The sequence below is a fragment of the Candidatus Methylomirabilota bacterium genome (genome assembly GCA_035936835.1).
Lineage (GTDB): Bacteria > Methylomirabilota > Methylomirabilia > Rokubacteriales > CSP1-6 > AR37.
In genome coordinates, this window is sequence record DASYVT010000032.1 from 1 (window position 1) to 19283 (window position 19283).

General features: G+C 69.5%; 20 protein-coding genes and 1 pseudogene. 14 read left to right on the forward strand and 7 right to left on the reverse strand.

Annotated features, from left to right (window positions below):
- Positions 1 to 292: acetyl-CoA hydrolase/transferase C-terminal domain-containing protein (locus VGV06_02935; protein ID HEV2054110.1), on the forward strand; the 292-nt coding region annotated here is incomplete at its 5' end.
- Here the strand turns inward: VGV06_02935 and VGV06_02940 are convergent.
- A pseudogene (locus tag VGV06_02940) lies at positions 282 to 461 on the reverse strand (Rdx family protein). The gene VGV06_02935 and the pseudogene VGV06_02940 overlap by 11 nt on opposite strands.
- A gap of 116 nt (positions 462 to 577) precedes the next feature.
- On the opposite strand from VGV06_02940, the gene VGV06_02945 reads away from it, so the two are divergent.
- Together VGV06_02945 and rbsK are read left to right on the forward strand one after the other, a co-directional pair.
- A complete protein-coding gene (locus tag VGV06_02945; protein HEV2054111.1) occupies positions 578 to 1570 on the forward strand; it encodes a nucleoside hydrolase in 993 nt (330 codons plus the stop codon).
- A 14-nt stretch (positions 1571 to 1584) separates the two neighbouring features.
- Positions 1585 to 2481: a ribokinase gene (rbsK, locus tag VGV06_02950; protein ID HEV2054112.1), complete on the forward strand. Its 897-nt coding sequence runs from the start codon at positions 1585 to 1587 to the stop codon at positions 2479 to 2481.
- A gap of 366 nt (positions 2482 to 2847) precedes the next feature.
- Here rbsK and VGV06_02955 read toward each other — a convergent pair whose 3' ends face one another.
- Positions 2848 to 3963, reverse strand: a complete 1116-nt coding sequence (locus VGV06_02955; protein HEV2054113.1) for an IS110 family transposase — start codon at positions 3961 to 3963, stop codon at positions 2848 to 2850.
- A 249-nt stretch (positions 3964 to 4212) separates the two neighbouring features.
- On the opposite strand from VGV06_02955, the gene VGV06_02960 reads away from it, so the two are divergent.
- Entirely contained in the window at positions 4213 to 4386 is a 174-nt protein-coding gene (locus VGV06_02960) for a hypothetical protein (GenBank protein ID HEV2054114.1), read from the forward strand.
- A 60-nt stretch (positions 4387 to 4446) separates the two neighbouring features.
- On the opposite strand, the gene VGV06_02965 is transcribed toward VGV06_02960, so the two are convergent.
- Positions 4447 to 4809, reverse strand: a complete 363-nt coding sequence (locus tag VGV06_02965) for a CHRD domain-containing protein (protein HEV2054115.1) — start codon at positions 4807 to 4809, stop codon at positions 4447 to 4449.
- A 258-nt stretch (positions 4810 to 5067) separates the two neighbouring features.
- Positions 5068 to 6198: a glycoside hydrolase family 3 N-terminal domain-containing protein gene (locus tag VGV06_02970; GenBank protein HEV2054116.1), complete on the reverse strand. Its 1131-nt coding sequence runs from the start codon at positions 6196 to 6198 to the stop codon at positions 5068 to 5070.
- Positions 6199 to 6256: 58 nt separating this feature from the next.
- On the opposite strand from VGV06_02970, the gene VGV06_02975 reads away from it, so the two are divergent.
- The 4 genes from VGV06_02975 to VGV06_02990 are packed head-to-tail and all read left to right on the forward strand — an operon-like array spanning position 6257 to position 10487.
- A complete protein-coding gene (locus tag VGV06_02975; GenBank protein ID HEV2054117.1) occupies positions 6257 to 7540 on the forward strand; it encodes an MFS transporter in 1284 nt (427 codons plus the stop codon).
- A gap of 4 nt (positions 7541 to 7544) precedes the next feature.
- The gene (locus VGV06_02980) at positions 7545 to 8327 is read left to right on the forward strand and encodes an enoyl-CoA hydratase (GenBank protein ID HEV2054118.1); all 783 of its coding nucleotides are present in this window, start codon (positions 7545 to 7547) and stop codon (positions 8325 to 8327) included.
- Positions 8327 to 9427, forward strand: coding sequence for a beta-ketoacyl-ACP synthase III (locus VGV06_02985; protein ID HEV2054119.1), 1101 nt, complete (start codon positions 8327 to 8329; stop codon positions 9425 to 9427). Before VGV06_02980 ends, VGV06_02985 begins: the two co-directional genes overlap by 1 nt.
- Positions 9428 to 9440: 13 nt before the next feature.
- Positions 9441 to 10487, forward strand: coding sequence for a patatin-like phospholipase family protein (locus VGV06_02990; GenBank protein HEV2054120.1), 1047 nt, complete (start codon positions 9441 to 9443; stop codon positions 10485 to 10487).
- An 18-nt stretch (positions 10488 to 10505) separates the two neighbouring features.
- On the opposite strand, the gene VGV06_02995 is transcribed toward VGV06_02990, so the two are convergent.
- Together VGV06_02995 and VGV06_03000 are read right to left on the reverse strand one after the other, a co-directional pair.
- On the reverse strand, positions 10506 to 11729 hold the full coding sequence (locus tag VGV06_02995; GenBank protein HEV2054121.1) for a threonine ammonia-lyase: 1224 nt from the start codon (positions 11727 to 11729) through the stop codon (positions 10506 to 10508).
- Positions 11726 to 12592 carry an isoaspartyl peptidase/L-asparaginase family protein gene (locus VGV06_03000; protein HEV2054122.1) on the reverse strand — a complete coding sequence of 289 codons (867 nt, stop codon included), beginning with the start codon at positions 12590 to 12592 and terminating at the stop codon, positions 11726 to 11728. The genes VGV06_02995 and VGV06_03000 overlap by 4 nt, the downstream gene beginning before the upstream one ends.
- A 29-nt stretch (positions 12593 to 12621) precedes the next feature.
- Here VGV06_03000 and VGV06_03005 point away from each other — a divergent pair, with 29 nt between their 5' ends.
- Positions 12622 to 13350, forward strand: a complete 729-nt coding sequence (locus tag VGV06_03005; protein ID HEV2054123.1) for a uracil-DNA glycosylase — start codon at positions 12622 to 12624, stop codon at positions 13348 to 13350.
- Between the two features lie 19 nt (positions 13351 to 13369).
- Here the strand turns inward: VGV06_03005 and VGV06_03010 are convergent, their stop codons facing one another.
- The gene (locus VGV06_03010) at positions 13370 to 13678 is read right to left on the reverse strand and encodes a hypothetical protein (protein ID HEV2054124.1); all 309 of its coding nucleotides are present in this window, start codon (positions 13676 to 13678) and stop codon (positions 13370 to 13372) included.
- Between the two features lie 76 nt (positions 13679 to 13754).
- Between VGV06_03010 and VGV06_03015 the strand changes: the two genes are divergently transcribed.
- From VGV06_03015 to VGV06_03035, 5 genes are all read left to right on the forward strand, one after another.
- On the forward strand, positions 13755 to 15113 hold the full coding sequence (locus VGV06_03015; protein HEV2054125.1) for a pitrilysin family protein: 1359 nt from the start codon (positions 13755 to 13757) through the stop codon (positions 15111 to 15113).
- A gap of 5 nt (positions 15114 to 15118) precedes the next feature.
- A complete protein-coding gene (locus VGV06_03020) occupies positions 15119 to 16108 on the forward strand; it encodes an efflux RND transporter periplasmic adaptor subunit (GenBank protein ID HEV2054126.1) in 990 nt (329 codons plus the stop codon).
- On the forward strand, positions 16098 to 17075 hold the full coding sequence (locus VGV06_03025) for an ABC transporter ATP-binding protein (GenBank protein ID HEV2054127.1): 978 nt from the start codon (positions 16098 to 16100) through the stop codon (positions 17073 to 17075). Before VGV06_03020 ends, VGV06_03025 begins: the two co-directional genes overlap by 11 nt.
- Positions 17076 to 17077: 2 nt before the next feature.
- Positions 17078 to 18205, forward strand: a complete 1128-nt coding sequence (locus VGV06_03030; GenBank protein HEV2054128.1) for an ABC transporter permease — start codon at positions 17078 to 17080, stop codon at positions 18203 to 18205.
- 11 nt (positions 18206 to 18216) lie between these two features.
- On the forward strand, positions 18217 to 19283 hold a 1067-nt coding region (locus VGV06_03035; protein HEV2054129.1), incomplete at its 3' end, for a pitrilysin family protein.

The following is a 19283-nucleotide window of genomic DNA, read 5'->3' on the forward strand; positions in this document are numbered from 1 at the left end:
GGGCATCGGCGGGCAGTTCGATTTTGTCCTGGGGGCGCGCCAGGCGGCGGGCGGTCGGTCGTTCATCGCGCTGCCGTCCACGGGCCGACAGGGCAAGGTCTCGCGGATCGTGGCGCGCCTGCCGGCGGGGGCGCGGGTGACCACGCCGCGCTTCATCGCGGACTACGTGGTGACCGAGTGGGGGACGGCTTCGCTCCGCGGAAAAAGCGACGCCGGGAGGGCGCGGGAGCTGCGCCGCGTCGCCCACCCGGCGTTCAGGGAATCGCTGGAGCGCGAGGCCGCTACGTCTTGAGCTTGTCGATCTCGGCGAAGACCTCCGCGTCCTCGGGGAACCGGTAGGTGACCTGGTTGTCCCAGACGCGCTTGGCGTCGACGTCCACGAAGAAGACGCCGCCCGACTCTTCCTTGAGCGCGGCGTTGATCCCGTACTTGGTCTTGATGGCGGCCTGCAAACTGGAGGCCTGGGGAAGGAAGTTTCACTCCCCGCAATACGTGATCAGGATGTTCATCCGGTCCTCCTTCGCTCGATGTGATGACCGCCGGTGCGTATGATACGGAGCCCGCAACGGAGTGTCAATTGACTGCTCCCATCCTCATCGACACCGATCCGGGCATCGACGACGCGCTCGCCATCCTGCTGGCTCTCGCCTCGCCCGAGGTTTCCGTGGAGGCGATCACCACGGTGGCGGGCAATGTCGAGGTCGATCTCGCCACGGCCAATGTCTTCCGCATCCTTGATGTGGCACGCCCTTGGGACATCGTGCGCCCTGTGCGCCGCCCGCCCGTGGCGCGGGGCGCCGCCGCCCCGCTCGCCGGCCCGCTCCTGACAGCGGCCCATGTCCACGGTGAGGACGGCCTCGGCAACCTCGGCGGCTTGCGGGAGCCCGACGGACGACCGCGGTACCCTGAGCCGTCCCATGCCCTTCAGATGCTCGACGGGGCGGATTTGATTCTCGAGACAGCGGATCGGTTCGCCGGGCGCCTTGTGATCGTCGCCCTGGGGCCGCTGACCAATGTCGCCCTGGCGCTCCGGCGCGACCGCGGGCGCCTGGCCCGGGTTGCCCGGATCGTCGTGATGGGAGGGGCCGTGGCGGTGCCGGGGAATGTCACGGCGGCCGCCGAGTTCAACATGCACGTGGACCCCGAGGCCGCGGCGGAGGTCTTCGCCTCCGGGCTGCCCATCGAGCTCGTGCCCCTCGACGTTACGCGCCGGGTGGTGCTGACCCGGGCCGACCTGAGCAAAGCGCTTGGGCGCCACGGCGGCAGGACGGCGCGCTTCATCGAGGACTTCACCGCCCACGGCTTCGACTTCGAGACGCAGCGCGGGGATGGGGGCATGGCGCTCCACGACCCGCTCGCTGTCGGCGTCGCAGTGGACGCGAGCCTAGTCACCCTCGAGCCCCTCCACGTCGCCGTCGAGTGCGAAGGGCGCCTGACGCGGGGCATGACCGTGGCGGACAGGCGACCGCAGCGCGACAGGCCCGCGCCCACGTGCCGCGCCGCCTTGGACGTGGACGCCCCGCGCTTCCTGCGGCTCTTCCTGGAGCGGGTGTGCCGCGCGTCTGCGTGATCGGTTCGGCGAACGTGGATTACACCGTAGCGCTGCCGCGCCTTCCGTCACCCGGCGAGACGGTCTCAGGCGGCACGCTGCTCGTCAACCTGGGCGGCAAGGGCGCCAACCAGGCCGTGGCGGCGCGGCAACTGGGCGGCGAGGTGAGGATGATCGGCTGTGTAGGAGACGACGCGGACGGCAGGCGCATCAGGGAGAGCTTGGCGGCTGCCGGCATCGGCGTTGACGGCCTTTTGACGTCGAGTGAGGCCGCCACCGGCACCGCGCTCATCATGGTCGACGCGCAGGGGCGCAACCAGATCGCGGTCGCGCCCGGCGCCAACCACCGCCTCACCGTGGAGATGGTCGCGCCCTACGCCGAGAGCATCGCATGGGCGGACGTCGTCGCGTGCCAGCTCGAGACGCCGCTGCCGGTGGTCCGCTGGGCTCTCGAGGAGGCGCGGCGGCACGACGTCACGACCATCCTCAATCCCGCTCCGGTCCAGCCGCTCGATCCCGAGATCCTCGCACTCGTGGACTTTCTCACCCCCAACGAGCACGAGGCGGCGAGCCTCACCGGCCTCACCGTGGATTCGCTCGACTCGGCGCGCGCGGCCGCGGGCCGGCTGCTCGCCTCGGGCGCGGGCGCGGTCCTCGTCACGTTGGGCGAGCAGGGTGTCCTCGTGTGCGGGGGCGACGGCGCCGCGCACTTTCCCGCCTTCCCCGTGGAGGCGGTGGACACGACGGCGGCCGGGGATGCCTTCAACGGGGCGCTGGCCGTTGGGCTCGCGGCGGGCGGCACCCTCGAGCAGGCGATTCCGCTCGCGAACGCGGCCGCCGCGCTCGCGTGCACAAAGCGCGGCGCGCAGGACTCGCTGCCCGGCCGCGCGGAGGTCGAAGCTTTCCTCCGCTCGCTCGACGGGTCTCGCTAGCAGCGATTGCTCTCAGGCTGTATCGTTGGCGGGCGTGACTGAGAACGGGTGTTGATATGACTTCCGCAGTCAAGTGCCACGATGACGCGAGGAGCGCGCGTGCCGTTGGGTTTCACGGTGGTTGCTCGAGCCACCGGCAGAGACGGAGCCTGTAACTGCGACGGTTGATCATGCTGATATCCGTGGGTTGGCTACCACCGTACTTGTATCCGTCGCGGCGCCTGCTTCGCTCTATGGGCGAGGGTCGTGGCCTCGTAAAACCGCCGAAGATTGCGCCGATACCGGGGCCGCGTCTCCGCCGATGGCTCGAGATCGTGATCAACGGGTCTGTGCTCCATGCTGCTCGGTGCGCTCCTCTCCGCTCGGTCAGGGGGCCAGTGGGACGGTGCGGGCGATCGCCCAGGCAAAGGCCGCCATCTCCCGGGCAATGGCCACCGCGACCTGGTTGGCGTGCTTGCCCCGGGCGATCAACTGGCGATACCGTTTGCACAGGCGCACCTGCGCCTTCCAACCGATGGCCTGGGCCTCGGCCGGCAGCGCCTCCAGCCGGAGCTGGAGATGCCGGCTGATCTTCGCCGGATGCCGATAGGTCCACGCGCCTTCGACCAGCGCGCGCCGGGCGTGGGTGTTGCCGGCCTTGGTGATGCCCCCTTGCCGCCGCCGCGCCCCCGACGAGTACTCCGAGGGCGTGAGGCCGAGGTAGCTCATCAGCTGGCGCGGCGTGTCGAACCGCGTGAGGTCCCCCAGCTCGGCGATCACGATGATGGCACCCGTGATGTCCACGCCCCGCAGCGCCTGGATCGCCTCGACCACCGGGTACAGGCGCCAGCCCTTCACCGCCTCGTGCAGCTCGTGCTCCAGGCGCCCGCACCGTTCGTGTTCCTCGGTCACGGAGCGGAGGTACTCCTGGAAGACGATCTGCTGCACAGGGGTCGGACAGACGACCTCGGAGAGCCAGCGCAGATGAGCGGCGGTCCAGCTCGCCCGGCCTTCGTAGCGGATGTCCTGCCGCAGCAAGAACGCCTTCAGCCGATGCTTGGCCGCCGTGAGATCCTGCATCGCGTCTTCGCGCGCCCGGCTCAGGTCGCGGATGGCCTCGTCCTGCACCTGGGGCACATAGATGGGGGTGAGATCGCCGCTGCGCAGGAGCCGGGCCAGCATGACCGCATCGCGCCGATCCGTCTTCACCCGGTCCCCCGGCTTCCTCGGGATCAGCGACGGCGCCACGACGTGGCAGCTCACGCCCTTTCGGGTGAGGTACCGATACAGCCAGTACCCGCACGGGCCGGCCTCGTAGACGAGCACGAGCCGCGCGGCCTTGCTCTGGAGCTGCCGGAGGAGCTTGTCGATGTCGCACTGTCGGGTGCCGATCGGGCCCAGGGACACGACCTCGCCACCGCGGTCCTCGGGCGCGTAGGCGACGGCGATGGACTCCTTGTGGACGTCGAGACCAACGTAGAGAGTTTTGCTAGACTGGTCCATGGCTGACCTCCAAGCTCGCAAGTGTGCCAAGAGCACGTGGCGGCTCTGGCCTTACAAGGCTAACCCGCGTTGAGCCGGAGGTCAGCCTCTCTGTGCGGAAGTCATCATGTCTATGTTATCTACGCTCAGACCCGGCGATCGCCTGGTTTCAACGAATTCGCACCAGGTATTTGTTTTGGGGCGCTTGATGATTTGAGCGATTCCCGGTCTCCGCAACCGTGTATCAAACACAGTTAAGGAGGGCCAACAATGTCATTCGGGATTTTCATTGTCGGCTACATCATATTGATTATCGGCCTGGCGATCGGTGCTCACTTGCTGCACGCGCCTCAGAAGTGGATCGGAGTAGGCGTTCTCTGTCTGATCGGCATAGCGATCATCCACGGCGTGACGGCGACTCGACACAAGGATCCGCCGTCCTAGGAAAGGAAAAAGCCCGCGTTGGTGGCGGGCTTTTTCTCAGAGCTGAGAAATCGAGGGGCGTTACGGCGTCAGCTGACCGCGGATCTCTCCGCCCGGATTGGCGGCGCTGTGCACGTTGACGTAGAGGTTCCCCAACCTGAAAGCCTCGTACTGGGTGTCGTTGAGTCTGATGCTCGCCGGAACGGACCACGTGTTGTCGGCCGTTCTGTTCAGGGGAATGATCACCGGCCCGTTCTCACCCGGCACACCCAGATGGATATGGGCCGCGGTGCCGGCGACGCCGGAGGTCATCACGCTGCCGCTGACCGACCTGTCCATCAGGACCCTGATGGTGCCGCTGCCCGTCGCGGCGGTGCTCACGGGAGGCACTTCCTGGTTGCCGTTGAGGATCACGTTTGAGCCGCTCGGCGCGGGGCTGGACATCTGGGCACATCCCGCGGCGAGGAGTGCCGCTACACCCATGCCGCTCGCCCAAAGGATCCGCCTCACGCCCTGTCGTAGTGGATGCATTGTCCTGTCTCCGTTTGGTTGATGGTGCAAAACAAGAATGTTGGCCTGCGTGCTAGCAAGCTAACAGCCAGCCAGCAACGGTATCTATTGGACCTTGGTCCAAGGAAGCTTGGTGGTTAGCCCTCGTGTGTGCTGCACAAGGCCACCTGGCTCCTCTCGCTCCTCCGCGAGCTACTGCGCGATCCGGCTGCGCAGGGCTCGGATGCGCTCGATCGATGTGGCCAGGTTTTTCGGGGAGAGGCGACCGGCGGCCAGTGCCTGACGGATCCCCGCGACGACCCGCTCGGCCGCGCCGCGCTCGACCTTGCCCTGGTTCTGCGAGATCAGCAGCATGTCCACCGTGGCCTGGAGCGCCAGGACCGAGGCCTCCTCGACGCCGTAGCGTTGGCGGATCGCGCCCATCAGGAGATCGTCCGAGACCACCAGCCCCTTGTAGCCGAGCTTGCCGCGGAGATAGCGCCCGATGGCGTAACGCGACAGCGTCGCGGGGTTGAAGAAGTCGATGCCGCGGTTGAAGACGTGGGCAGTCATGACGCTGTCGGCCAGCCCTTCCTTAATAAGGACGCGGTAGGGCTCGAGCTCGACCTTGAGATCGGCCGTCTCCGTCACGTCCACGAAGCCGTGGTGAGAGTCCGTCCGGCTCGAGCCGTGTCCCGGGAAGTGCTTGAGGGAAGTCAGGACGCCGGCCTCGTGCATGCCCTGGATGAACGCGCGGGCCTGGGCGATGACCTGCTGGGGATCGGAGGAGAAGGTGCGGCCGAGCGTGACCACCGCCGGGTTGAGCGGGTTGACCGCCACGTCCACGACGGGGGCGAGGTTCCAGTTGATGCCGGCCTCGCGGAGCGTGGCGCCCATGCGCCGAGACTCGAGCTCGGTGGCGGCGAGATCACCGGCGTCGCCCAGCTCCTGCGGCGGCGGCGTCGGGAGATAGCCCACTCGGGTAGAGAGCCTCATGACGAGGCCGCCCTCGTTGTCGGCGGCGATGAGCAGCGGGCGGCCTGCGCACTCCCGCGCCAGGGCCTGGAGGTCCGCGGTGAGCCGGCGCACCTGCTCGGCGCCCGTGATGTTGCGCGCCTCGCCCGTGCGCGCGTCGCGCTCGAAGAGGATGAGGCCGCCCACCTTGACGTCGCAGACGAGCGCGCGGACCTCCTCGTTGCCCTCGACCTGCGTGCCCCCGAAGCCGACCAACAAGAGCTCGCCCAGCGGCAGGGGCGGCCTGCGCGCGGCGCCGTCGCTGGTGGCGGTGGCCGCGCACCCCTCGACGACAAGGACGAGGAGCAGGGCGCCGAGCCGCAGTCTCACGTCGCATCCGTGAAAGGCATGGCAAAATCGTAGCATGCTGGAGTATAGTGACCAAGACATGGCGCACCACGAAGGAGCAGCGCCGTCGCGGGTGTTCTACGGCTGGTGGGTCGCGGCGGCGTTCTCGCTGATCATCTTCCTCTCCACGGGCGCCCGCTTCGCCGTCGGCCCCTTCCTGAAGCCGGTCGTGAGCGACCTCGGCCTCGATCGCGGAAGCTTCTCGCTGGTCATCTCGCTCTCGCTCTTCCTCTTCGGCGCCTTCATGCCCCTCGTCGGCCCGCTGGTGGACCGCTGGGGCTCGCGCATCGTGTGCTCGTTCGGCGCGGTCGTCATGGCGGGCTCGCTCGTGCTGACGGGCACCATGACGTCCCTCTGGCAGTTCACGCTCTACTATGGCGTGTTCGCGGCCCTGGGTCTCGCGGCGACGGGCCACGTCGTCGCGTCGGCCACCCTGACGCGGTGGTTCGTGAAGCGTCGGGGCACGGCGGTGAGCGTGCTCTCGGTCGCCTCGATGTCGGGGATCGCCCTCCTCGTGCCCATCGTGATGTGGTGCATCCTGCGCTTCGGCTGGCGGGCGACCTACATGATCCTCGGGGTGGCGTCGCTCGTCATCACGCTGCCGCTGGCGCTCTTCGTGCTGCGGGACTCGCCCGAGGACATCGGGCTTCATCCCGACGGCAGGACGCCCGCGCCGGCCGCGCCGGGATCGGCGCCGGTCATCGAGCGCACCGCCACGGGCGACGCGTTCCGGACGCCGTCCTTCTGGCTGATGGGCGGCGGCCTCTTCTCCTGCGGTTTCTCGATGAGCCTGCTCTCGGCCCATGGCGTCCCCATGCTGACGGACCACGGCTTCCACGAGATGACGGCCTCCTCGGCCATCGGGTTTCTGGGCATGACGAGCATCGGCGGCGGCATGCTGCTCGGCATCCTCTCCGACCGCTATGGCCGCAAACCCGTGCTCGCCGCCGGCTATCTCATTCGCGTGGTTGCCTTCAGCCTGCTTTTCCTCGCCCGTGAGCCGGCGGCGCTCGTCGTGGTAGCCGCGATCGGCGGGTTCGGCATGGCGGGCAGCCTCGCGATGACCTCGGCGCTCTCCGCCGACATCTTCGGCCGGTTCTCGGTGGGATCGATCTTCGGGCTCATGTTCCTGATGCACCAGATGGGCGCGGCGCTCGGCGCCTGGCTCGCCGGCTTCCTCTTCGACCTCTCCGGCGGCTACGGACTGGCCTTCGGGATGTCGTGCGCGCTCCTCCTCGTGGGGGCGGGGCTGTCCTTGACGATCAACGTGGCGGATCGGCCCCGGGTGCGTAGCCTGCTCCAGCCCGTGGCGGGTGGGAGGTAGAACGATGGGCTACCAGGCGCTGCTCATGGACCGCGCGGACGGCATCGCGACGATCACGATGAACCGGCCCGAGGCGCGGAATGCGCTGGACCTCACGATGCGGGAGGAGATGCTGGGGGCGCTGGACGAGATCGAGCGCGACCCCGCCGTGCGCGTGGTGCTCCTGACGGGGGCGGGCGGCCACTTCTCGGCCGGCGGTGACGTTAAGAGCATGCAGAAGAAGCACACGGCGGCCGAGGGCAGGGCGCGCGTGGAGATGCTCAACCGCTTCGTGCTGCGCTTGTTCAACTTCCCCAAGCCGACGATCGCCATGGTGGACGGCTTCGCGGTCGGCGCCGGGTGCAACATCGCGCTCGGCTGCGACCTGATCGTCGCCTCCGATCGCGCGAAGTTCGGCGAGGTCTTTCTCAAGATCGGGCTGGTTCCGGACGGCGGCGGGACCTGGCTCCTCCAGCGCCTGGTCGGCTTGGCCAAGGCCAAGGAGCTGGTGCTGACGGCCGAGATCATCGACGCCGCCGAGGCGCTCAGGATCGGACTCGTCAACCGCGTCGTACCCGCGGGGGAGCTTGAGAACGCCACGCGTGCGCTGGCAGCGAAGATCGCGGCGGGTCCGCCGCTGGCCGCGACCCTCGCCAAGTCGCTCCTCAATCGAGCGGCGACGGGGGACCTGGCCGCCGCCCTCGAGGGCGAAGCCTTCGGGCAGTCCAACGCCATCACCTCGGAAGACCACGCCGAGGGCGTCCGCGCGTTCCTCGAAAAGCGCGCGCCCAAGTTCCAGGGCCGCTGATGCCCATACGCTCGCGGATCACGGGCACGGGCATGGCCGTGCCGGACTGTATCGTCGACAATCACTTGCTCTCGCGCTGCATGAGCACGAGCGACGAGTGGATCGTCCAGCGCACCGGTATCAGCGAGCGACGCGTCTCCCCCGACACCTACCGGATGCTCCTCCGTCTCGCCGAGGCGCCCGACAAGGCCGCCTATATGCGCGACGTCAAGGACCGCGGGCTCGACGGCAACATCGACTCTTCGCTGACGGTCTCGGACCTCGCGGTCGAGGCCTCGCGCATGGCGCTCAAGCACGCCGGGCTCACCGCGGAGGACCTCGACTGCATCGTCGAGTCCTCCACGCTGCCAGACTTCGCCTATCCCGCGACCGGCTGCGTCACCCAGGGCAAGCTCGGCCTGACGTCGACGCCCGTGTTCAACCTGGCCCAGGGCTGCGCGGGATTCGTCTACGGGTTGTCGCTGGCGGACCAGTTCATCCGGGGCGGGATGTACGAGAAGGTCCTGGTAATCGGCGCCGAGCTGCTGTCCTCGGCCTTCGACTACACGGACGCGGGACGGGACATGGCCGTGCTCTTCGCCGACGGCGGCGGCGCCGCGGTGCTCGAGGCCCACGAGGAGGGAACGCCGCCGCGCGGGCTGATCTCGCACCACCTCCACTCCGACGGCAGCGCCATCGACGCGCTGACGGGGGAGATCTGGGGGTCGTCCACCTTCCCGCCGGTGTCGAAGAAGAAGATCGACGACGGCCGGACGCGGCCGCGGATGAACGGCCGCGCGGTGTTCGTGCATGCAGTCAGGCGCGTGCGCGAGGTGGTGCAGGAATGCCTCGGCGCCAACGGCCTCTTGGCCGACGACATCGACCTCTTCATCTTCCACCAGGCCAACCTGCGCATCGTCGAGTCCATGGCCGAGTCGTTCAAGATTCCCGAGTCGCGGATGCTCAACAACATCCAGCGCTACGGCAACACGGCCGCCGCCTCGGTGCCCATCTGCCTGCACGAGGCCGTCATGGGCGGGCGCATGAAGGAGGGCGACCTCGTCATGCTGGTCGCCTTCGGCACGGGCTTCTCTTGGGGGGCGACGCTGATCAGGTGGTGAGGCCCGGGTCGTGTTGAGCTCGCTGCTCCGGCGGCTGCCGTGGCTGCGCGGCCCCGCGAAGCGCGCCCTGGTGCTGGCTGGGGGCGGGGTGATCGGCGGCATGTACGAGGTGGGCGTGCTCGCCGCGCTCGACGACGCCCTCCCGGGCTTCCGCGCCAACCAGTTCGACCTCTACGTCGGCTCCAGCTCAGGCTCCGTCGTGAGCTCGCTCATGGCCAACGGCATCCGGCCGCGTGACCTGTACGAGATTCTCGACGAGGAGCGCGACGATCCGCTCAACTTCCAGCGGGGCTCGGTCTACCACAAGGGCGCCTTCTCCAACGCGGCCCGGAACCTCGCGCAATTCGTCTGGGCCGTCGGCAAGAAGGCCGTAACGGGCTTCCGGCTCGAGTGGCCCGACCTGCTTGCGCGAAGCGGCGCCGACATGCCTGCCGGCTTCTTCTCGGTCGCCCCGCTCGAGCGGTTCATGCGCGCGGCCTTCGCCCGCAAGGGGCTGCCCAACAGCTTCCGCGAGTGCCACCGTCCGCTGCTGATCCCGGCCATGGAGCTCGACCGCGCCGAGCGGGCGGTCTTCGGCGCGGAGCCCTTGATGGACGTGCCGATCTCGGAGGCCATCGCGGCGTCGTCCGCCATCCCGGGCTTCTTCGAGCCTTTCAGGATCGGCGGGCGTGACTACGTGGACGGCGACGTCGGCTACACGGGCCACGCCGACCTGGCCGTCGAGAAGGGCGCGACCTGCGTGGTGGTCCTCAACCCGCAGGTGCCGATCCGCGTCGGTAGTCCCGAGGAGCCCGACGTGCGCTCGCGCGGCCTCTACGCCATCATGGAGCAGGCGGGACACATCACAAGCGTGAACATCCTCGACCTCGGGCTGCGCGAGCTCCGACTGCGGCGGCCGGACGTCGAGCTCCACCTGGTCCAGCCCGAGTCCAAGGTCTCGCCGCTCGTCGGGCCCTCCATGGGCTTCGAGGCGAGCCGCGCCGCGCTCCGCTACGGCCACGCCTCGGTGTCGGAGTGGCTCGCGGGCGACGGCGCGGCCTTCGCAGCCAGGTTCAGATAAAGAGCGGGTGTGTCTGACCTAGCGGTGGAGGACCTCTTCCACCGTGTACCCGGCCTCGTGCAGGTGCCGCTTGACGGCGTCGATGTGATTGCGCCCAGAGGTCTCGAGGGTCAGCTCGACCTCGGTCTCGCCGAGGCGGGCGCGGGAGAAGGCACGGTCGTGGCCGATGTGGAGCACGTTGGCGCGGGCTTCCGCCACGAGCGCCGTCAGCCGGGCCAGCGAGCCCGGCCGGTCGCGCAAGAGCACGGTCAGCCTCACGATGCGGCCGTCCTTGACGAGGCCGCGCTCGATGATGCGGGCGATGAGGTTGACGTCGATGTTGCCCCCGCCGAGCAGCAGGACGGTTGTCTTGCCTTCAAGCCTGACGCGCTTATTGACGAGGGCCGCCAGGGCGACGGCGCCCGCGCCCTCGACCACGGTCTTTTCGATCTCGAGGAGGAGGAGGATGGCGTTCGCGATCTCCTCCTCGCTCACGGTCACGATCTCATCCACGAAGCGCTGCGCCAGCGCCAGCGTGTGTAGGCCGACCCGGCGCACGGCGATGCCGTCGGCGATGGTCGCCGCCGCGGGCACCGTCACGCGCTCTCCCGCCTGGAGGGCCGCCCGCATCCCCGGCATCTCCTCGCTCTGCACGCCGATGACCCGCGCCGCGGGCTTGAGCGCCTTGAGCGCGACCGCCACGCCGCCGATGAGCCCGCCGCCTCCCACCGGGACGACGACGGCGTCGAGATCGGGCACCTGCTCGACGATCTCCAGGGCGATGGTGCCTTGCCCCGCGATGACGCGCGGGTCGTCGAAAGGGTGGATGAAGACGAGACCGCGCTCGGTCTCGATCTCCCGCGCTCGCTCGTAGGACGCGTCGTAGTGGTCCCCGTGGAGGACGACCTCCGCGCCATGGCGGCGCGCCGCCGTCACCTTCGTGAGCGGCGCCCACTCGGGCATGACGATGACGGACCTGACGCCGAGACGCGCGGCGTGGAAGGCCACCGCCAGCCCATGGTTGCCGGCACTGGCGGCGACCACGCCACGCCGTCGCTCGTCGTCAAGGAGGGCGAGGAGGACATTGGCGGCGCCGCGCTCCTTGAAGGAGCCGGTCATCTGGAGGTTCTCGAGCTTGACGAAGACGCGCGAGCCCGTGAGGACGGAGAGCGTCTCTGAGTAGGGGCAGGGGGTAGGCGCGATCAGGCCCTTGAGCCGCGCCTCGGCCGCGCGGACGTCGTCCAGGGTGACGGCCTGGATCAAAACGTGAGCTCCGGGGCGTCGTGGCCCGGCGCCATGAAGCCGACCGGCATGAGCGGGGTCGAGTGCGCCCAGCCGAGACGCCCCTTCCAATCGATGCAGATGAGCCCGCCGCCGCCCCGCCCTTCCTCCACCAGCACGTCCATGGCCACCTGGCAGGCATGCATCGGGTCGGCGGCCAGCTTGAGGATGTCGATCGTCCGTCGCGCCAGTACCACCCGGATGATGGCCTCGCCGTCGCCCGTGCACGAGACGCCGCCCGAGGTGCTTTCGGCGTACGTGCCGCAACCGATGAGGGGCGAGTCGCCCACTCGACCCGGCAGCTTGCCCGCCGTGCCTCCGGTGGACGTCGCGGCGGCGATGAGGCCGCGCCGATCCAGGGCGACGGCGCCGACCGTGCCGCGTATCAGGCTCTCGAGCCGCTTGCGCTGGGCATCGGTGATCAGCTCCTCCGGATCGCAGACGGGGATGCCGAGCGCCCGCGCGCGCGCCATGGCGCCCTCGCCGACGTAGAAGGAGTGGCGCCCGTCCTCGAGGATGCGGCGCGCCAGCGAGATCGGATGTCGCACGGCCGTGACGCAGGCAACCGCGCCGCTCTTGAGCCCGTCACCCTCCATGATCGAGGCGTCCATCTCGACCGTACCCTCCGTGGTCAGGACCGATCCTCGTCCGGCGTTGAAGCTTGGATCATCCTCCATGGCGCACACGGCCGCCTCGATCGCTTCGACCGCGCCTCCGCCCTGAAGCAACACGGCCCAGCCCGCCGCGACGGCCTCGCGGATGCCCCGGCGCCGCTCCTCGCGGCCGGATGCGGGGTCGGCGCCGGCGCCGCCGTGGACGATCAGCGCCGGCACGCGGCTTGTCACGGATGCCTCCCGGCGGCTAGGATCATGGCGTGATTGTCCGCGAAGTCACCGCCGAGGACAACGGGAAGCTCGCCGCGCTGACCCGTCGCATCGTCCGCTGCCGCCTCTGCCCGCGGCTGGTGAGGCACCGCGAAGCCGCCGCCGCCGACCCGCCGCGGCGCTATCGCGGGCAGACCTACTGGGCGCGACCGCTGCCGGCCTTCGGCGATCCTCACGCACGCGTCCTCATCGTGGGTTTGGCACCGGCCGCCCACGGCGGCAACCGCACGGGTCGCATGTTCACGGGAGACAGGAGCGGGGACTGGCTCTTTCGCGCGCTCTACGAGTCGGGCTTCGCCAATCAGCCGGAGTCGACCCACGCCGGCGACGGGCTCGCGCTCCGCGGCGCCTACATCACGGCCGCGCTCCGCTGCGCGCCGCCGGCAAACAAGCCGCTGCCCGGCGAGATGCTCCGCTGCCAACCGTACCTGCTCGAGGAGTTGTCGCTGCTGCGCGACGTGCGGGTGGTGGTCGCCCTCGGCAAGATCGGCTGGGACGCCTATCTCCGCGCGCGGCGGTCGGCGGGGCTGCCGCTGCCGCGCCCGCTGCCGCGCTTCGGCCACGCCGCCCGCGCGGCCATGCCCAACGGTCCCGTGCTCCTCGGGTGCTTCCATCCGAGCCAGCAGAACACCTTCACGGGCAGGCTTACGCGTCCGATGCTGCGGCGAATATTTGTCACCGCGAAACGCCTCGCGGGCGCCCCTTCACCCTGCCAGTGAAGGAGAGGGGGAGAAGCGCTTATGGCCGGCCGGAATGGATCACGAGACCGCCCAGCACGATGAGGGCACCGCCGAGCCAGAGTGACGGCGAGGGGCGCTCGCCGCCGGCCCAGAAGGCCATGGCCTGGCTCACGACGAAGAAGACCGCGATGTAGAGCCCCAACGTTCGGCCGAAGCCGAGCGCGGGCTGGTTGACGAGGAGGCCGTAGGCCGCCAGGACGCACGCGCCCGCGACCAGGCCCCAGCGCCGCCCGCTCAGTCCTACGCGCATCAGGAAGTCGCCCGACACCTCGAGCGTCGCTGCCAGGGCCAGATAGACGATGGTCACCGGACACCTCCACGTGAAGGTTCGCACAGCCGGCGCCGAGGTTGCCGGGCGCAGGGGCCCGTAGCATAATCGATTCATGCCCTTCCGACACGCGCTCAACGCCTGCGCGCTTGCCCTGATGTGTCTGACCGCGTCGCTCGCCATGTCCCTCGCCCAGGCCGCAGAGGCGCCGCCCGTCACCGAGACCGTGCTCGACAACGGCCTCCGCATCCTCGTCCTCGAAGACCATCGGAGCCCCATCGCCACCATCCAGACCTGGTACAAGGTCGGCTCGCGCAACGAGATCCCGGGGGCGACCGGGCTCGCGCATTTCCTCGAGCACATGATGTTCAAAGGGACGCCGACCCATGGCAAAGGCCAGTTCGCGCGCATCGTGGAGGGGAACGGCGGCCAGGACAACGCCTTCACCTCACACGACGTGACGTCCTACTACGTCAACATCGCCGCCGACCGGGTCGACCTCGTCCTGGGCCTCGAGGCCGACCGCATGCGCAACCTCCTCCTCGACCCGAAGGAGATCGATTCGGAGCGGCAGGTGGTGGCGGAGGAGCGACGCACGCGCACCGAGGACGACCCCGACGGCTCCCTCTCGGAAGAATTTCTCGCCGCCGCGTACAAGGCGCACCCGTACGGCTGGCCCGTGATCGGGTGGATGAGCGACATCCAGCGCGTCCGCCAAGCCGAGCTTCGCGCCTTCTACAACCGCCACTACCAGCCGAACAACGCCCTCCTCGTGGTGGCGGGCGACGTTGACACGCGCCGTGTGATCTCCCGGGCGCGTGAGACCTTCGGCCGCATCCCGCGCGGCCCCGCGCCGCCGCCCATGGATGCGATCGAGCCGCCCCAGCTGGCCGAGCGGCGCGTCGTCGTCTACAAGGCGGACGCGCGCGCGCCCATCGTCTACATCGGCTTCCACGTGCCGAACTACACCTCCAAGGACGCCCCGGCGCTCGAGCTGCTGTCGACCATCCTCCAGGAGGGGCGGGCCTCGCGGCTGTACCGGAGGCTGGTGTACGAGCGGAGGCTGGCGCTCTCCATAGGCGGCGACTACGCCTACCTCTCGCACGACCCCAACCTGTTCTGGTTCTCGGGCACGCCGCTGCCCGGCCAGACGCCCGAGGCGCTCGAGCAGGCGATCATGGCCGAGATCGAGCGCGTCAAGAGCGAGACCGTGCCCGAGGAGGAGCTCGAACGCGCCAAGAACCAGATCGAGTCGGGCTTCGTCTGGCGCCAGGACTCGGTCTACTCGCGGGCCGCGAACCTGGCCCGCTTCGAGCTGGCGGGCTCGTGGCGGAACAGCGAGAGCTTCGTGCCCTTGATCCGCCAGGTGACGGCGGCAGATCTCCAGCGCGCGGCCCGCGCCTACTTCCAAACCGACCGCCGCACCGTCGGCGTCCTGCTGCCAGGGCCGCCGCCCGCTGCCGCGGGCAAGTGAAGGCCATGCGCTCCCGCTGGACCAAGGGAGCCGCCGGCCTCGTTCTCCTGGTCGCCCTGTCCGTCGCCGCCGCGTGGGGCGGGCGCTACCTGGGCGGCGGGGCGTCCAAGCCTGTCGCCGTCACAGGCACCATCGAGGCGACCCAGGTGGACGTCAGCGTCAAGATCACCGGGCGCATCCTGGAGCGCCTCGTCAAGGAGGGGGACAGGGTCACGCGCGGTCAGGTGCTGGTGCGCCTCGACGACTCCGAACTGGCAGCCGACGTCAGGCGCCAGGACGCGGCACTGCGCTCGGCCCAGGCGACGCTGCGCGATCTCCAGAAGGGGGCGCGGCCCCAGGAGATCGAGGATGCGCGGGCCGCCGTCTCGAGCGCCGAGGCCACGCGCACCATGACGGAGCGCGAATACCAGCGCAACGATCAGCTTTACACGAAGAACCTGATCGCGGCCCAGGACGTGGACCGGGCGCGGCAGGCGTACGAGGTCGCCAAGGCGCAGGAGCGGAGCGCCCGCGAGCGGCTCGCGCTCGTCCTCGCCGGCTCGCGCCCCGACCAAATCGACGCGGCGCGCTGGCAGGTGACGCAGGCCGAGTCGGCGCTGGCCCAGGCCCAGAGCCGGCTGCGCGAGGCGGTGGTCGTGTCGCCCATCGACGGCGTGGTGCTGAGGAAGAACCTCGAGGCCGGGGAGACCGCCAACCCCGGCGTGCCGATCCTGACCCTCGTCAACCCGAAGGACGTGTGGTTGCGCGCCTACGTGCCGGAGACGGAGGTGGGCCGGCTCAAGGTCGGTGACACGGCCGCGTTGCGCGTGGACGCCTTCCCCAACCGCGTCTTCACCGGGCGCCTCATCGAGATCGGCTCGGAGGCTGAGTTCACCCCGCGCAACGTCCAGACCAAGAAGGAGCGGGTCACCCTCGTCTTCCGCATCAAGATCCAGATCGACAACCCGGACGGCCTGCTCAAGCCCGGGCTGCCCGCCGACGCCGATGTCGGATGACGGCTGCGCCGTCGTCACCCGCCAGCTGACACGCCGCTTCGGGAAGCGCGTGGCGGTCGACCACCTCGACCTGCGCGTGCGGGCGGGGGAGGTGTACGGCTTCCTCGGGCCCAACGGGGCGGGCAAGTCGACGACGCTCCGGATGCTCTGCGGCATCCTCGAGCCCTCCGAGGGCGGCGGGACGGTCTTGGGCATCGACCTCGTGACCGAGCCGGAGCGGATCAAGTCGGTCATCGGCTACATGTCGCAGAAGTTCTCCTTGTACGACGACCTGACCGTCGACGAGAACCTGACCTTCTACGCGCGCGTGTACGAGGTGCCTCGGGCGCAGCGCGCGGGGCGGATCGCGCAGATGGTCCGGATGGCGGACCTGGCCGAGCGGGAGCGCCAGCTCGCGGGCACGCTGTCCGGCGGCTACCGCCAGCGGCTGGCTCTGGCCTGCGCCCTGGTCCACTCCCCACGGCTCATCTTCCTCGACGAGCCGACGGCGGGCGTGGACCCCGTCTCACGCCGCAACTTCTGGGGGCTCATCCGGCGGCTGGCCGACCATGGCACGACCATCGTCGTCACGACCCACTACATGGACGAGGCCGAGCTCTGCGACACGCTGGGCTTCATTTACGAGGGCAAGCTCATTGCCCAGGGGCCGCCGGCCGTCATCAAGAGCGAGACGTTCCGTCGCCCGGTCATCGAGGTGGACGTGGAGGACCTGCGTCGCGCCTCCGATCTCCTGGCCGATTGGGAAGCGGTCGAGGAGGTGCTGCGGGTCGGAACGCGACTTCGCGTGGTGCTGGCGGCGGACGCGGCCGGGGCGGCGGACGTCGAGGGCTTCCTGGAGCGCGCCGGTCTGCGAGTGCGCTGGGCCCACGACGTCGAGCCCTCGGTGGAAGACCTGTTCGTCTCCTTCGTGGACAAGGAGCGCAAGGCGCGGCTGCGCGAGCAGCTGCGGGCGCTCGAGATGCCCTAGGCATGGGCTCGCGGCTCCTCGGCATCATCGTGAAAGAGTTCATCCATCTCCGGCGGGACGTCCTCGCCCTCGTCCTGGCGCTGGGGGTGCCCGTGGCGATGCTCGGCATCTTCGGGTGGGCCATCAACACCGACGTCAAGCACGTGCCCACGGCCGTCTTCGAGCAGTCGGGCAGCGCCGAGGCGCGGAGCTTCCTCGAGGCCATGGACAACAGCCAGTACTTCGACGTGCGCTACTGGGTATCGAGCCACCGCGAGCTGACGCGCCTCATCGACCAGGGCACGGCCAAGGTCGGCGTCGTGATCCCGCCGGACTTCGGGCGGCGGCTCTCCCGACAGTCCGCCGATGTCCAGGTGATCGTGGACGCCTCCGACCCGCTCGTGGCGACGTCGGCGCTGAACGCCGCCGCGTCGCTCGGCGCCCAGCGGTCGCTCCAGATCATGACCCGCACGCTCGAGGGCACGTCCTTCGGCCGCCAGGGCGGGCCGCCGCTCGACGTCCGCGTGCGCGCCTGGTACAACCCCGACCTCGTCTCGGCCATCTTCATCGTGCCCGGGTTGATCGGCGCGCTCTTGATGCAGACGACGATCACGGCGATGGCCGTGTCGATTGTACGCGAGCGCGAGAAGGGCACGCTCGAAGCGCTGATCGTGAGCCCGATCCGCCGCTGGGAGCTGCTCCTGGGCAAGATCGTCCCGAACCTGGGCGTCGCCTACGGGCAGATGACCATGGCCTTGCTCGTCGCGCACTTCGTCTTCGACGTCCCGATCCGAGGCAGCCTCCCGCTGCTCTACGCGCTCTCGGCGACCTTCATGCTGGGCACGCTCGGCATCGGCATCTTCATCTCCGCCGTCTCCCGCACGGTGCCGGCGGCGATGCAGCTGGCGTTTTTGACCTTCCTGCCGTCCATCTATCTCTCGGGGCTCTTGTTCCCGATCGAGGGGATGCCTACGGCGGCCCAGTACCTCGCCTCCGTCATACCTTTGACCTACTTCCTCCGGATAGTCCGCGGCATCGTCCTCAAGGGCGTGGGCTTCGGGTATCTATGGCCGAGCCTCATCCCACTGGTCATCTTCGGAGTTGCCATCTTCTCGCTGGCCGTGCTCAAGTTCAGAAAGACTCTCGACTGAAAGGGGTGTCCATGCGATTTCTTCGCTTGTCGCTCTGCATCGCCCTCGCGCCCATGGCTGTTCCGGCCGTTGCCGGTCCGCTTGCGCATCGCGAGGTCCTGCCCAACGGCGTGGTGCTGCTCGTGGCCGAGCGACCGAGCATCCCCATCGTGGTGGTGCGCGCATACGTGCGCGCGGGCTCGGTCTCCGACCCGGCCGACGCGGGCGGGCTCGCCAACCTATGCGCCGACCTGCTGACGCGCGGCACCGCCAAGCGCACCGGGCCGGAGCTCGACCAGGCCATCGAGTTCGTCGGCGGCAGTCTCGAGGGTGACGCCTCACGGGACGGCGCGACGATCGGGCTCTCTGTGCTGAGGAAGGACCTGGCGCTGGGCCTCGACCTTCTCGCCGAGGTGCTGCTCCAGCCCTCCTTCCCCGAGGCGGAGCTCAAGCGCCGCAGCGAGGAGATCGCGGCGGGCATCCAGCGTTCGGAGCAGGACCCGCAGACCGTGGCTAACCGCGCGATGGCCCTGCTGGTCTACCCAGGCCACCCGTACAGCCGGCCGGTGTCGGGCACGGTCGAGTCGGTGCGGCGCCTGACGCGGGAGCAGGTCGTCGTTTTTCACCGCGAGAACTACCGGCCCGACGGGGTCGTGATCTCCGTCGTGGGCGACGTGACGCGGGATGAGATCCTACGCGCCCTGGTGGCGCGCTTCGGCGCGTGGACGGCGCCGGCCGCGCCGCGCCCCGCGATCCCACAGGCGCCGGCCTCGCCGCCCGTCGAGGCGCGTCGCATCGAGCGCAAGCTGACGCAGGCGACGGTGTCGCTAGCGCGGCCGGGGATACGCCAGGATCACCCAGATTATTTCCCGCTCGTGGTCGCGAACTACATCCTGGGCGGGGGCTCGGCCTCGCGGCTCTACACGAAGGTGCGGGAGGACCGCGGGCTCGCGTACTCCGTCTACAGCGGTCTCGGCCCCGGTCGCTACGGCTCGTCCTACTTTGTGGGGCTCCAGACGCGGCTCGAAGCCGTGGACGAGGCCGTGCGCTTGGTGAAGGAAGAGCTGGCGCGTATGGCGCGCGAGCCCGTCACAGCGCG